Origin of the sequence: Brevibacillus sp. IT-7CA2 (genome assembly GCF_949767855.1) — a bacterium.
Lineage (GTDB): Bacteria > Bacillota > Bacilli > Brevibacillales > Brevibacillaceae > Brevibacillus.
On sequence record NZ_CATKQT010000044.1, the window covers coordinates 42,857 to 57,747 of the forward strand.

Genomic DNA, 14,891 nt, shown 5'->3' on the forward strand with positions numbered 1-14,891 from the left:
TGACTGCGCTCGGAGATGCTCATGTATGGCTGTTTTACCCCTGCGGGGCACTAAGGTCGAACGGGTATTAGAATCCCCCACCTTCACCAGATACATAAAGTGAAGCCACCTGATGAGGGTGGCTTTTTTTGTGTTTATGGGGGAACTGCTATCTATACATTGTGGTTTGGGAAGAAAGATATAACAAACGTTATAGAGATTTACCCATGTAAACTGGACTAAACAGTGCTGTTCGAGTCCCAGGACGCACCGACGAGAGAGACTTTGAGCAATTTTGAGGCGACAGATGAAGCGAAAAAACTGGACGATAACTGGAAAATATCACCATAATCTCAATAAGAAAAAACACCCGCTCTCACAAGTAGGTGTCATTGTCATTATGCATGTTTTCTCTAACTACCACTATCCTCTATAAGTAAGGATATAATAGTCTGATGTAGCGGTTGTAATGACCCAGCCTGGTGGAATTTGGGTAATTTTTGCGGTCTGTACGGTCTGTCCAAAGCTTGCCCCTCCTACATACATCAGTTGATAAAAATCCGAAGTCGCTAGAGTAATTACCCAGTTTTCTGGAACTTGGGTTATTTTTGCGGTCTGAATTGTATGTCCGAAGCTTGCTCCTCCTACATACGTCCATACAAAGAAATCACTTGTTGCTAGAGTAATCACCCAGTCTTTTGGAATGGGGGTCGTTCTAGCAGTCTGTACTGTCTGACCCAATCTTGCTCCACCTACATATTGGATGACGTAGTAGTCACTCATTACTGTTGTAATAACCCAATCTGGAGGAATCGGAGTTGATTTTGAAATTTGTCTTGTAGCTCCAAAATTAACACTAGTTACTCTTGATACTTCACGAGAGTCGGTTGAATGATTTTGAAGTAACGTCGTTTCCTGAGAAGATGTTGTGAGTTCAGTAGCCTTAGTAGGAATGGATAGAGACATTGTAACTACTAGTAGACCTAAAGCAGAAACCACTTTTTTTAAGCATGAACAAAACATCCTTTCATAAGACATATTTTCTGTTAGGATTCGCTTTTGTCTTATTAAGCCCCTTCAATTATTTAGTGTTTTTAGAGAATTTTGCCATAAAATGCGATAGACTTAATCGATCCAATCAACAACTCTAATCTAAGACTTTATTTTTTCCCTGTGAGATACAACAGACTCCGTGCCAAGTCTTAGGATGAAGCGTCGTTCTCTTATGCTAAACTAAAAGAATACTCCCAAAAGCAAAGGAGCCCCCTCATGTCTTCCACTCTACGAAACCTACTAACCATGCTCCTCCTCGGAGCCGCAGGTGGCTTAACGATCTTCTTCCTAGACATAGAACCTACCCCAATCATATGGATCACTTTTTTCCTGATCGCTTTCGTCATTCTCATCGGCAAAGACCTCTATATTTTTAAATTCAGTACCAACATGAATACAGTTGAACGCTACGTCAAAAATTCAAAACAACCTTACTATCGTTTCTTGTACGCCTATCTACACGAAAACGAGGCGGAAGCCGAGAAGGAACTAGCAAAAATCACATCCGATAAACTTCGTGCCTACATCACCGTAGTGGTAGAACTCCATCGCGGCAACTACGATTTAGTAGAAAAAGCACTTAGTAAGATTGATTCAATCGAGCATCGACACTATTACTCCGCACATTTAGCACTACTAAAAAACAACCAAGATGCCTACAACCAACACCGCTCCGCAATCAAAAACCGTATCTACCAGTTGTCACTCGATGCTGAAGTGGCCTATCATCAAGGAAACATGGCAGAAGCAGAACAATACGGCCAACTAGCCATTGCCGAATCCAAGGGCGTACAAAAGTATTTGATGATCAAGACACTTGAAAAAAGCAAACACAGTCTGCATCGGAACTCTTACTTCTAGATCACTTTCCTAGTGCGTTTTCTGAATCTGGGAGGGAAAGTTGTGTCTCACGAATACCGATCACGACTAAACCGTGTCGTCACATGGCTGCCACAGAGAGGTTACGTACCAAATGATCGTCTATACTACGAATACTATACAGGTGGGCAAGTAGGGGACAGGTACGTCGTCGATATTTGTGTGCCGGTAAAACATATCTAGATCTGCGTTTTTCTTTTACAAGAAGGACTGTCCCGATTCAACGCTCGAGACAGTCCTTCTTTGCGCTACAGTTCCATCGCCCATGTGGCGTAACTAAGCAAGCCTATTTCTTCAATATAACCCACTCGACTATAACAAAATTAAGAATAAGCCCAGCCCAAATGTTTACATTCAATACCTCTCCAATGACGGTTTCTATACCTTGCGGAAGAGAAAAACCGTGTAAAATAAAGTACAGAAGGAGTAATACTGGCACCAATAGACGCGCGCTTACGGCAACTAATGTCATTCCAAAGCTGCGGATCATCCATTTTCGGTGTTCCTCAAATTCCCTGTTGATGGCGGTGCGGTACCCTTTCCAGCAAGTGAACAGCCAAGCCAAAGATAAGACAAGGAAGCTTGTTGCCTTCATGAAATTTTCTGCATAAAAGATACTAGCTAAAGAGAGGAGTCCGCTGATAAACACACTGTACACATAAACCCTCCCAAGAAAACGATGTATTCTTGGGTTCTTTATACGAATTCGGTCGACAAACTGGAAAAAACCAGTGAGAAGAGCAATGAAAGCAGACACGATATGAGCAACTAATAAAGGATACTGAGCAGTGCCGGGAATAATCGTTATTCGACTGTTTGCAGGATCTAATGTTAAATAGGGAGCCATAAATGGAACGATAACCACTAGAGATACAAGAAATAAGCCCCACCAAATTTTAGGGAGTTTCATGCCTGTTTCCCCCCTAGATTATGAGCATGTTTTACAGTGGTGAGAGATCCCCAGAAGAGAAATAAGGCAATGACCGGGTGAAGTGCAGAGAGGATTCCTAAGTTGGAGGAATAAATAACGGTAAGGAACTGCGCAACGATCATTAGGTATAATCCGAGACAAATCCAACGAAGATGTACGGGCAGCTTTCCAAGGAAAGAAAGAACCAACATGCCGACTGGAAGCAATGCAAAATATTGAGCCATGGTTCTATGCATTATCCAATGTTCTCCGTTGACGAACAGCCCAAGACCTGCCAGTGATACCTGAACAATAATGAAAGCAAAAAACACCCATGCGAGGACAATAAACATGTACCTCAATATTTTCACACGAGGAGGGGGAAGGGGAATCTTCTCATTCATCTCAAGCATGCAAAAACCTCTCCGATCTGAATAATTTGTCTTACCCCCATCCTAAACGCAATTTCAAAACAAACCCTAAACGATTTCTAAAAAAAGGATAAAATCCGAATGTCATAGCGGCATATGTGTACGTTACATAAAAAAACAAAGACCAACATAGTAAATATCGCCGGTCTTTGACTCATAATCAGCTATTAATTGGGCTCTAACACAAAGTAATAGGGTTTGGAGAGAAGATTGTGCAAATGATCGCGTACTTCCACGTTAGGCAATCGGTTTAATGATTCGTTAATTTCTCGTTTCATATCGGCGTGCTGGCTTTCATGCTGTTCTTCCGGGCCCACTTTTTGTTTCTCCTCAAGAATTACTTTAGCTAAACGCTTTGCTATCTCAAATAGCTCTTGATTGGTGTCACCATAACCAGGTTCATTCGCGTTTGCCAAATATCCGCGCATTTCTGCCAACCGAGACAGGGTATCACGCCAGTTCCATACTTGAATATTTTTTTCTCTTATTTGAGAGCATACCTCAACAAACGGATTTTTCGATAACAAATCCTCTAATGTACTCCATGAATCTGGTCGCATAGATTCTTCGAGTTTTTGCAAACAGTACGCATCAGGAGAGAGTAACTCTACTACTTCACGAAACGCTGGAATCGAATTTCGTCGATAGCTTTTGATTCCCCACAAGCTATGTACTTGCAATGCCGTAGCAAATGACTTGCAGTATGTATCGAGCTCTTCTAATCGTTCTTCATCTAGCTTATGACTAGCAAGAATCCTCGTTTTCACCTCATTATCAGGGATGTTTTCATTCGCTTCGCCTAATTGCATGTTTCTTTTGATGTAAGTGCGAACCGTGTCTTTTGGTATCGATCTATCCTCTTGAGCACCAAGAATTCCAAATCGATAAGAGATAAAATCCTCGAATCCTTTACTACTTCCGAATCCATCATCGATGGCATGCAAGTCTGGTTGCACTTCCATCATTTCAGCTAGCACTTGCTCCTCAAGACCATAAATGCATGCTTCGATATGTGTCCAGTAGCTTCTGCATTCGTCTTCGCTACCCAGTACACGTTGATAGACGTCATGGAAGAAGAGGATATGAGCAATTTCGTGGAAGTAATTTTGAAAAGGGAACTTGATGTGATTTCCCTCCAAATACGATCCTGCATTTTGATAGATCCGTCCATGCTCTGGTCGGAATAATGTTGGTAGCGTCGAGTGTAAATCTAAGTATAATCCAATCCCTTCATTGTAACTATGTGCCCAAACAGCTAAATAGGTTGGGCTTAACAACAAAGCGATGGAGTGATTGGTAATTTGAACAGGCAAGTTGAAATAGCCGCCGTTTATTTGAGGCTGTAAGCTTAACCAGGTCATCCCAACTGCTAGAGCCTGATAGAAAGGAAATTCACCATCTGCGGATGCTTCCCTACAATAACGTTGAAATTGACGTATATCGCTTACAATTCCATGGTTCTTAAAACCGTAGTTACCCTCGAATCTCTCAAGTCCCTCAATAAAATCCTCTGGTGATACCGTTAAAAATACGTTAATGCCATCCACCCAAAGATCGGAACCGATCTCTGATTCCAGCCATGCGTCTGCGTCCTCGGCAAGCTCTCTCAACTGATGATATTTTTCCAACAAATGCGCTTGATTCATAAACTGCACCATCCCGTCATGTTTGCTTACTGCCTGGAAAGCGAGAACTCTATGCAAAAAATTCAAGAGCACACGAGGTGCTCTTGAACGATCGATTACTTTTTACATGCAAGTGTCATAATTGGATGGAAAAGCAATTTCATTTCTTGAACGTTTTGATTGTTAGAAAGTTGTGCTTTCACTACCTTTTTCATGGGCAATCCCGTCCTTTCCAAATTTTATATACGGAGATAACGCATGCTATTTTGATTCTTTTACAAGCACACATCAACAACTACACGCCATTTCAGTGCTTTCATTTCTTGCACTTGTTTGTTCTTGTTTACTGCTACCTTTACGACTTTTTTCATGAGTTTACACCTCCTTCCCAAAGAAATAGAATTATACGTGCCCTCTCTCAACAAAAGGCTTAATTGTAATTATAAGGAAAATTGACAATTGATTTCAAGTTAAGAAAAATAAATATTTTCTGAAATATATAAATTTGATTGATGGCGGGGTGAATCTCCCTCTTCCAAGAAATACATAAATGATAGGTGGTTTCCAGGGAAGGTACTTCCTGCTGCGACACTGGGGGTGCTTGTAGTAAACTGTATCAGGGATGTAAGCTTGATTTTCGGCAACTTGGAGTATCTGAGCTCATAGTGAATGGAGTGTCGAGCTCCTCCGTATTTGGAAGAGAAAGATGATTCGTGTGTTTGAAAAGAATGTTTATTTGGAGTATAGTATCAGAATGTATAAATGAGGGTTGGGTAAGCAACCATCTGAATGAACATTTATGAATGAGAGATAGAGAACAATTAGGAGGATTGTTGTGTCACAGAAAGCGCCAGTTTCTTTTGTAGTTACGATAGGATTCATGTTATTTGCTTTGTTTTTTGGAGCGGGTAATTTAATTTTTCCGCCAATGCTTGGCCAATTAGCAGGAACAAATGTATGGATAGCCAATGCAGGCTTTTTGGTTACAGGGGTTGGGTTACCTTTGCTAGCGATCACAGCCTTTGTTTATTCGGGAAAAGACGACTTGCGCTCATTAGCCAGTCGGGTGCATCCCGTATTCGGAATGGTATTCACGATTGTTCTTTATCTAGCAATCGGTCCGTTTTTTGCGATACCTAGATCCGGCAATGTATCGTTTGATATTGGGGTAAAGCCTTTCCTGTCAGAACAAGCAGGTTCGGCACCGCTGATTCTATTTACCATCTTGTTTTTCGCAATTGCCTGCTTCTTATCGCTCAATCCTATGAAAATTATCCATGTAGTCGGAAAAATCTTAACTCCAATTAAATTAACGTTTATCGGAATTATTGCAGTAACGGCTATTATTTATCCAATTGGATCCCTTCAAGCCCCGCAAGCAGATTACACATCCCATGTATTTTTCAAGGGTTTTCAAGAAGGGTATTTAACATTGGATGCGCTTGTAGCTTTTGTTTTTGGAATGATCATCGTGAATGCGATTAAGGAAAAAGGAGTTACTGCCAAAAAACAAGTTTTGGCTGCGTGTGCAAAAGCAACAATGATAGCCGGTTTACTTCTCGCTCTTTTCTATACCGCACTTTCCTTTATGGGTGCATCTAGTGTAGAAAAGTTGGGCCACTTAGAAAATGGAGCGGAAGTTTTGGCGAAAGTTTCGAATTACTACTTTGGTTCTTATGGTGGCATTTTATTGGGATTAATGATTACAGTGGCATGTTTGACTACAAGTGTAGGGCTTATTACAGCCTGCTCTTCTTTTTTTCATTCATTGTTTCCGAAGATCTCTTACAAAAAATTCGCGGTTATTTTGTCTGTTTTCAGTACTCTCGTTGCTAATATTGGATTAACGCAACTCATTAAAGTCTCCGTTCCGATCTTAATGACCATGTACCCGATTGCCATCTCGTTACTCTTCTTGACGTTTCTGCACAAAGCGTTCAAGGGCAGGCCAGAAGTGTATCAAGGAAGTTTACTTTTCACTTTTCTGATTAGTCTGTTTGATGGCTTAAAGGCTGCTGGAGTCGAAAACAGTGTTGTCCAACATTATTTTACTCAGTACCTTCCGCTGTATGATGTAGGTTTGGGCTGGCTGCTGCCTTCTCTTATAGGGGGGATATGCGGATACATGATTAGTGTATTCCGGAAGAATACGTACCACGTTCAAAAACAAAAAGAGGCATGAATATAACTATTCACATAGACACATGCCACTTAGAAGATGCTTTACAAACCCGTCTCTTACCGTATAGGAGACGGGTTTATTTCATAAGCCAATTAGCATCAAGTAACAGTTAAAAATATTTGTACTCTTCTAAAATTTATTGATTGAAATTACCCGTTTTATGGTATTCTATTTTTTGCGATGGAAGTCATATATATGGGGTGCATAATAATGATAGAGCACACGACAGAGAAAGAACGGACGATATTTGATCATACTGGGAATAGGATCAAGACAGCAGATCGAGAGATTCGAATTCTTGCTAAGTATGAGGAACCACTGGTTGTCGTGTTAGGAAATGTGCTTAGCGATAGTGAATGCGATGAGCTAATCGAACATTCCAGAGAAAGATTGCAACGCTCAAAAATAGGCGAAGATCGTTCAGCCAATTCTATTCGGACGAGCAGCGGGGTGTTCTGCGAGCAGACGGAGACGATTACAAGAATCGAGAAGCGAATCTCTCAAATCATGAACATTCCTATTGAGCACGGTGATGGCTTGCAAGTTCTACGATATACCCCTGGCCAAGAATATAAACCCCATTATGATTTCTTTGCAGAAACGAGTCGAGCAAGTACGAACAATCGCATTAGTACGCTCGTGATGTATTTGAATGATGTGGAGCAAGGCGGAGAAACGGTGTTCCCTTTGCTTCATTTATCTGTTTTCCCTACGAAAGGCATGGCTGTCTACTTTGAATATTTTTATAGCAATCAAGAATTAAACGAGTTCACTTTGCATGCAGGGACACAAGTGATTCATGGGGAAAAGTGGGTTGCAACGATGTGGATGAGAAGACAAAGCTTTCGGGTTTCCTAGATAATGATGTACTAAAACTACCACCTGAAAAAGGTGGCTTTTTTGTGTCCACAAGCCAAGAGTCGGCAGTTTGAACTTTCTTATATACTTGAAACGAATATTATCAAGTGTTAGACTATTTTTTATTTATTGCATAATGGCTACATGCTAAATACAAGGGGGCATCGAATGCCTGTCTTACGAAAAAAAGCAAACCACTCAAAAAAGATTAGCCTAGTGACACTATTAACAGGACTAGTCTCTTTATCCGTTGTTCTGACTGTTACCATTCTCCTTATCTCATTCTATCAGTCCAAAAAACAGGCACTGATTCACACCACGTTGACCTTAAATCACACAAGTGCAACCAAAATGAGCCACACCATAGACTCTTTGATAAAATCCATGCGGAGTAGCTTACAGTATTCGGCGAGCATCTTTTCCAATAGGAACGAGATGAATGCAGATGAGGTATATTCCAAGCTTGAGTTGATCCGCCGTACAAACAACTATTTTAATTCGGTTACCGTGATAGATGAAACCGGGCTGGTTCGAAGTGTGTCTCCCGGATATATTGGTACCGTAGGAAGCTATATTAAAACGGAAACAGCGAAATCGGCATTGGCTTTAAAAAAGCCATACATTTCTAAGCCTTACGTAACTGCAAACACCAAGCGACTCATCGTACTGATGAGCGAGCCCATATTTGATAAGGACGGGCTCTACCGGGGGTTTATCGGGGGAACGATTTATCTTCATGAAGATAACATATTGAATGCGATCTTAGGGAGTAATCCAACAGACGAACTAGGTTCATCTTTCTACATCGTAGGATCTGATGGTCATTTGTTGTTCCATCGTGATACAAGTCGGATCGGAGAGGATATCAGTGCGAATCCAGCTGTGCGAAAGCTGATTCAAGGGAAAAGTGGCTATGAACAAATCGTCAACTTGAGAGGGCAGACGGTATTAGCCGCTTACGTGAAGGTTCCTGAGAATGACTGGGGTGTCGTTGTCGTTTCGCCTATCAGTGTTGTTTATGAACAAGTAAATCGTGATATTCAATGCGTTTTGTTGTATACGTTGCCTCCCTTTTTATTATTAATGCTAGTTGTGATTGGGCTTGCGCGCAAAGTAGCAAGACCTTTCGTATCCCTGGCCGATCTTGTGAGCAAGGCCGGTAGAGAAGAGGTTGAGTTCTTGGAAGGTGATCAGCATTGGAATCGAGAGGCTGAGCTGTTAACGCGAGCCATTCGCTTTACATTAAACGATATCAAAAAACAGACAGATCAGTTGGCTCATGATGCTCGAACAGATCCGTTGACAGGGCTAACAAACCGAAGAACGCTCGAGGAAACCATGGAAAAATGGATGGCGGAGCAAATCCCCTTTTCTCTTATTATGATGGACCTTGATCGATTTAAAGCCATTAATGACACATATGGCCATCCGGCTGGAGATGAAGTGTTGAGGCATTTTGCGAAAATCATTTCTTCCTCACTTCGGCCTGATGATGTCAGCAGTCGCTTTGGCGGTGAGGAATTTGTTGTTCTTGTTTCCCATGCTGGCGTGGAGGAGGCCTATCAGGTGGCTGAACGAATACGCCATGCCTTAGAAACAAGTACAAATCCAATCGGGCAGCCGCTGACCGTGTCACAAGGCATTGCGCACCATCCTTCCCATGCTGTTTCGGCTGAAGATCTGATGTATGTAGCTGACGAGGCCATGTACAAGGCGAAGAGATCGGGTAGGAACCAAACAATGATAGCGGAGAAGTGAAGAAAAAAGATTTACTCCTCGGGTGCTAAAAAAGTAAATTCGGAGATATATTATCGCGGAATTTACATATGCATCTAATAAATGGATAATTAAGGGAATTTCTTGTTCGAAAATGTGAAGCACATGATTCTTGCATCTCACTTTGAAAGAGGGGGATTCAGATGGAGAATGTTGTCACATGGGAACAGTATGAGAGGGCACAACGCTTGCATCCCGCCAATTATTACGACGCAGTATTCAATGCTTTTGTCAGGCCAAATTGGATCAGCGGGAATCAGTTCTGGTACATCCGTGAACTCCGTTTGGAGAAGGGTACTGGCAGGCAATATGTGATCGTGGATGCTGAACAGAATACGAGTCAGCCAGCATTCGATCACGCGCGATTAGCCGTCTGTTTGTCAAGAAGGGCAGGAGAAACGTATAGCGCAGAAACATTGCCACTTGGGGAACTTTTGTTTACCGAGAATGGATCGTCATTCCAGTTTGAGGTGGGCGGTACTGTTTGGAACTGTGATTTACAGGAATACAGCTGCAAGCCAATAGATAAAGTTGATAAGCCGTCGATGGATGAACTGCCGTCTCCAGATGGAAAATGGGTGGCGTTCGTATATGATCACAACTTGTATGTTCGGTCACTCGAAACCGGAAAGCGTATCAGGCTGACCCGCGACGGCAAGGCTTACTATGATTACGGAACCCAACCTGAATGTCGGCTCTCGACAGTGGCGGAGCGATTGGCAAACATGAAGCTTCCTCCAGTAGCGATTTGGTCACCCGATTCCAAGATGCTGTTGACCCATCGGCTTGACCAAAGAAAGGTGCGCAATTTGCATCTGATTCAATCAGTTCCGAAAGGCGAAGAAGTAAGACCGGTACTGCACTCGTACCGTTATCCTCTGGTTGGCGATCCACACGTACCGTTGGCAGAGTTGGTCGTCTGTGATTTGGAAAGGCGAACCACAGTCCAGATTGAAAGCGAGCCTTTACTGGCATGTCCAGTCTCACCCCTTACTCCGGGGATGCAAATGGCCGGATGGTCAGCCGACAGTAAACAGGTTTATTTCGCCCGGATGTCCCGTGATGCCCGCTCTGTCGATTTTTCCGTAGCTGACCCTTGCTCCGGTGAGGTTTGCACGCTACTGCGGGAAGAAAGCGATACGTTTTTGAACCAAGACCTGCATAATCTCGGAGCAGCTAATCCGAATATTCGGTTATTGGCCGATGGTTCGTTCATTTGGCACTCAGAGCGTGATGGGTGGAGCCACCTCTACCATTGCGATGGCAATACGGGGGAAATTCGCAATGCGATCACATCAGGTTCCTGGACGGTACGAAGATTGATGGCAGTGGACGAGCAGCAGGGATGGGTGTATATCACTGGAGGGGGGCTAGAAGAGGGGCGCGATCCTTATTATCAACACCTGTATCGTGTTCGCCTGGATGGAACGGATCTGTCGTTGCTGACGCCAGAAGATGCAGAGCATGATGTTGTGTTTTCTCCCACTATGAAGTATTTCGTCGATACGTTTTCGCGAGTTGATTTGCCGGCTGTTTCTGTTTTGCGCTCGGTAGATGGTACCCTGATTCGCGAATTGGAGCACGCTGATGTGGAAATGCTGCTCGAGATGGGGTACCAATTTCCAGAAAGGATTACCGTCAAAGCACGAGACGGTGTGACCGATCTTTATGGGGTGATGCTTCGTCCATTCCCGTTTGATCCTTCACGCAAGTATCCGGTCGTAGATTACATTTACGGGGGACCACAGATCATCAATACGCCGAAAGCTTTCGCGCTCGATCCCGGTCGAAGCCATGACCCGCTGGGTGGTGGACAATCATTGGCGCAGTTGGGTTTTATCGTATTGATCCTAGATGGAATGGGGACACCTTATCGTTCCAAATGGTTCCATGATATCTCGAACGGAAAATTGGAGGAAGCAGGAGGTTTGCTTGACCATGTGACAGCGGTAAGGCAATTGGCTGAGCGCTACCCGTATGTGGATGTTGATCGGGTAGGCATTTGGGGCTCGTCAGGGGGAGGCTATGCTTCGACAAGGGCCATGCTCTCATTTCCTGAGTTTTACAAGGTTGCGGTTTCCGCGTGTGGGAATCATGATCAACGACTGTATATAGCAGCATGGGCAGAACGCTATCAAGGTCTGTATGATCCGGACTTGTACAGGGAACAAGATAATGCACGTCTGGCAGCCAATCTGACAGGAAAGCTCTTACTGGTGAGCGGAGATATGGATGAAAATGTGCATCCTTCCCAAACGATTCGAATGGCGGATGCGCTGATTAAAGCGGACAAAGATTTTGACATGCTGCTATTGCCCAACCGACATCACGGCTTTTCTTTAGAACCTTACTTTATCCGCAGAAAATGGGATTACTTTGTACGGCACTTGATGAGAACAGAACCTCCGTGGGGAAATCAAATAGCCAACAAAAAGGCCAGTGATAAAGAGCCGATAGAGAAATAGCGTGTGAGTGGAAAGAAAAAGCAATTCTTAACCCATGCAGCTTCGCAAAAAAAAGAGGTTCTACAAAAGTAGAACCTCAGAGTGTTGAGAAAGTCCCCTTTCGCAAAAAAGGGGACTTTCTGTGCCATTTTAGGGGGTACAAATATGTCTCCCCACCTTCGTAAAACGCCTTAGAAGCGAATCTAGAAGGTCAAAATTTTTTATCTTAATCCGAGAAATCCAGACTGGGGGTTTCTCGACAGCCTGAAGCCACCTAATTAAGGTGGCTTCTGTGTTCAGTCGCTATTTTACCTCGCGAAAACTTGCACTGACCTTTTGCAGCTCTTGCTTGAGGGACTCAAATCTTTTTTCTTCTGTCCAAGCCATGATTTGATGAAAATGTGTAGGCGTTTCGACCAATGTCACAATATAAGCGACCTTAATGCCGTCTACTTCGCCTTTGGCATTGAATTGGATAGCCACCTGGTTGTCGACTACAGTACGAATCTGTTTATCAACGGATACATTTTCTACACCCTCTTGAAGATTTGCTTCAATGACTTGGGTATAATCTTGAAGCGTGAATGAACTGTCTAGATCCTGTTTCGATTCTGACAGTACCAATACATACTTTTCGCTAAAACGATTGGAGATTTGTAAACCAGCTTCATCGTGGAGGGCTGAATCCTTGCCCCAATCCGAAGGTGCTGTAATTTGAAACTTTTTATCCTTGCTATAGAAAATTTCTTCGGTAGGCGTTCTTGATGCGAGATCGACTATCCCAAAAATCATACCAATGATAGATAAAACAGCTACGATGGAGAAGACAACAGCGAGTACGGTTGTTTGCTTTTTGCTGACGTTGTTTAGATCCTTCACTTTAACGACGTATGTATTCGCTGCTAGATCGCCTAACCGTTGTCTTTTGTCAGAAGCCAACACACTGATACCGGCTGGCAACCCGCCTAGAAGAAATACATTTGCTTCGAATAGACGAATAAGGGAACGAATAAATGATTTCCATAACCCGGGTGGTCGTCCTTCCGCATTGACAGCAATGATGCGGAACGTAAATTTTCCGATCGTATATCCGGTAAGTCCTTCTAACAGTACATAATAAGAACATAGGATAATTGCGGCTAGGATGAAGAAGTAGAGACCGTTGGCGTCTTTATCAATGGAAACCCCAAGTGAGAGCAATCCGATTAGAAAACAAGCGAGAAGAATATGATCAAGAACATGGGCTCCCCATCTCGTGAAAAAAATCGTTGCCCTGTCGTACGATTTCGATAAATCTCCCATGTTTTTTGGTGGATCTTGCTGGGCAAGAGGAGAAAACTCTGTTGGTACCAATGGTGATGGCGGTTGTTGCTCCAATTTTGTGCACCTCCTGAAGAATGTAAACATATTACATTTAACCACTTTGAAAATTGTATTGTCAATTGTAGACGATTAGAATGGGAAAAGATGAGTAAGGCGCTGCCGTCCCATTCCGGGGAGAGGGGAATCGCATATGGAAATCCACCAAATATCTGGTCAATTGCCAGTGATCAAACATTCCAAAGACCGCTGGGGCTCTTTTGCCTATAGCAAGTGTAAGGATGCATACGGTTATGACGAGAACGGGCTGAAAAGATACGCGCTGATCGTTCAGCTTCAATACGATCAGACTGTGACAGAAGCAGACAAGGAGTTCCTGCACTATTTGATGAGCCAAGAGATTGAGATGCATAAGTCCCATCCGTATCAGGGATTACATGAATCCATGGACATCGTGGCTTATTTGTTGGCGAAGTTTAAGGATGTTAACCATATCCCACTGTTTGAGCAGGCAAAATTAAGCAATTTCGATACCTACTATGGCTTTGACACCGAGTATATCATTTCGGCGGGGATTGAAGAGGCGATCACGTATATCGAAGAGAACGATCTGTACCGAATCAGCTCTTTCTTTCAGGAAAAGAAAGAGGAGCTGGAAACGATGTATACGGCTGAACATATGGAGCGATGGTTTCAAGCCAAGGCAAGGAATTATCCCGCCAATCTAGAGGATGAGTCCTTGATTACGTTAATGGACAGAGCAATCGATTTTGGTAACAGGGAAGAAGCCAGAAAATTACTGGAGAAGCTGGAGGAGCAGCTAGGCTCTGACAAAAGGAATTATTCTCTGCTGTATCATCGTGCAAAGGAATTGGAAGAGTACGACAAAGCGCTTCATTATCTCACACAAGATCTCCCGGAACAAAAAGATTCTTTTGACAAAGTATTCCTCTGGTTAAAAATTGCCGAAATCCATTTGCTCAAGCAGGACTGGGTCCAGGCTTTTGCGAGCGTCAAGCAGTGCGAGCCAGAGCTCAAACTCTTTTCCTCCTGGAGGAGTGCCGGTTTGGGCAGAAGCTTGAGCGAGACCTTGTTGGATATCAGCTTGAAGGCAAAGGACAGCGACGAGTCTTTGGCTAGAGAAGCGTACCGCTGGGCCGACCAGATGTTGAAATCGACAAACAACTACAGCAGTAACGTTTTGAGAAAGGCGCACCAGTGTGCCAAGGTGCTGCAACTCAAACAGGATAAAAGGCTGTACAGTAAAAAAGTCGCGATAGAAGCCAGACGAATCAACAGAATGCTTAGATGACTCAAAGTAAACCCGACATCTGTAATGGTCGGGTTTTTCTCTGTTTGGAAGCAACGTTCATAAAAAAAATATCCACTCAGGGATCACTTTGCTGTATCTTTAATCTGAGCAATATTTCCTAT

General features: G+C 43.2%; 12 protein-coding genes. 7 read left to right on the plus strand and 5 right to left on the minus strand.

What is annotated here, in order from left to right; genetic code table 11:
• Nucleotides 1–402: 402 nt before the first annotated feature.
• Nucleotides 403–945, minus strand: coding sequence for a hypothetical protein (locus ACM6JA_RS20005; RefSeq protein WP_414853727.1), 543 nt, complete (start codon nt 943–945; stop codon nt 403–405).
• A gap of 303 nt (nt 946–1,248) precedes the next feature.
• Here ACM6JA_RS20005 and ACM6JA_RS20010 point away from each other — a divergent pair, with 303 nt between their 5' ends.
• The gene (locus ACM6JA_RS20010) at nt 1,249–1,893 is read left to right on the plus strand and encodes a hypothetical protein (protein ID WP_414853728.1); all 645 of its coding nucleotides are present in this window, start codon (nt 1,249–1,251) and stop codon (nt 1,891–1,893) included.
• A gap of 42 nt (nt 1,894–1,935) precedes the next feature.
• Complete coding sequence (locus tag ACM6JA_RS20015) at nt 1,936–2,094, plus strand: hypothetical protein (protein ID WP_414853729.1); 159 nt, start codon at nt 1,936–1,938, stop codon at nt 2,092–2,094.
• Between the two features lie 103 nt (nt 2,095–2,197).
• Here ACM6JA_RS20015 and ACM6JA_RS20020 read toward each other — a convergent pair whose 3' ends face one another.
• The 3 genes from ACM6JA_RS20020 to ACM6JA_RS20030 form a co-directional block, all read right to left on the minus strand.
• The gene (locus ACM6JA_RS20020; protein ID WP_414853730.1) at nt 2,198–2,821 is read right to left on the minus strand and encodes a DUF2306 domain-containing protein; all 624 of its coding nucleotides are present in this window, start codon (nt 2,819–2,821) and stop codon (nt 2,198–2,200) included.
• Nucleotides 2,818–3,234 (minus strand): DUF6220 domain-containing protein, encoded by a 417-nt coding sequence (locus ACM6JA_RS20025; RefSeq protein ID WP_414853731.1) that lies wholly within the window; start codon nt 3,232–3,234, stop codon nt 2,818–2,820. The genes ACM6JA_RS20020 and ACM6JA_RS20025 overlap by 4 nt, the downstream gene beginning before the upstream one ends.
• 185 nt (nt 3,235–3,419) lie before the next feature.
• A complete protein-coding gene (locus ACM6JA_RS20030) occupies nt 3,420–4,898 on the minus strand; it encodes a hypothetical protein (protein ID WP_414853732.1) in 1,479 nt (492 codons plus the stop codon).
• An 814-nt stretch (nt 4,899–5,712) separates the two neighbouring features.
• Here ACM6JA_RS20030 and brnQ point away from each other — a divergent pair.
• The 4 genes from brnQ (at nt 5,713) to ACM6JA_RS20050 (ending at nt 12,158) form a co-directional block, all read left to right on the plus strand.
• The gene (gene brnQ, locus ACM6JA_RS20035) at nt 5,713–7,059 is read left to right on the plus strand and encodes a branched-chain amino acid transport system II carrier protein (RefSeq protein ID WP_414853733.1); all 1,347 of its coding nucleotides are present in this window, start codon (nt 5,713–5,715) and stop codon (nt 7,057–7,059) included.
• A gap of 210 nt (nt 7,060–7,269) precedes the next feature.
• Complete coding sequence (locus ACM6JA_RS20040) at nt 7,270–7,917, plus strand: 2OG-Fe(II) oxygenase (protein ID WP_414853734.1); 648 nt, start codon at nt 7,270–7,272, stop codon at nt 7,915–7,917.
• Nucleotides 7,918–8,085: 168 nt separating this feature from the next.
• Nucleotides 8,086–9,675, plus strand: coding sequence for a diguanylate cyclase (locus tag ACM6JA_RS20045; protein WP_414853735.1), 1,590 nt, complete (start codon nt 8,086–8,088; stop codon nt 9,673–9,675).
• 161 nt (nt 9,676–9,836) lie between these two features.
• Entirely contained in the window at nt 9,837–12,158 is a 2,322-nt protein-coding gene (locus ACM6JA_RS20050) for a DPP IV N-terminal domain-containing protein (RefSeq protein ID WP_414853736.1), read from the plus strand.
• 282 nt (nt 12,159–12,440) lie between these two features.
• Here the strand turns inward: ACM6JA_RS20050 and ACM6JA_RS20055 are convergent, their stop codons facing one another.
• Nucleotides 12,441–13,514, minus strand: coding sequence for an RDD family protein (locus tag ACM6JA_RS20055; RefSeq protein ID WP_414853737.1), 1,074 nt, complete (start codon nt 13,512–13,514; stop codon nt 12,441–12,443).
• A 136-nt stretch (nt 13,515–13,650) separates the two neighbouring features.
• On the opposite strand from ACM6JA_RS20055, the gene ACM6JA_RS20060 reads away from it, so the two are divergent.
• Nucleotides 13,651–14,769 (plus strand): hypothetical protein, encoded by a 1,119-nt coding sequence (locus tag ACM6JA_RS20060; protein WP_414853738.1) that lies wholly within the window; start codon nt 13,651–13,653, stop codon nt 14,767–14,769.
• The last annotated feature ends 122 nt before the right edge of the window (nt 14,770–14,891 follow it).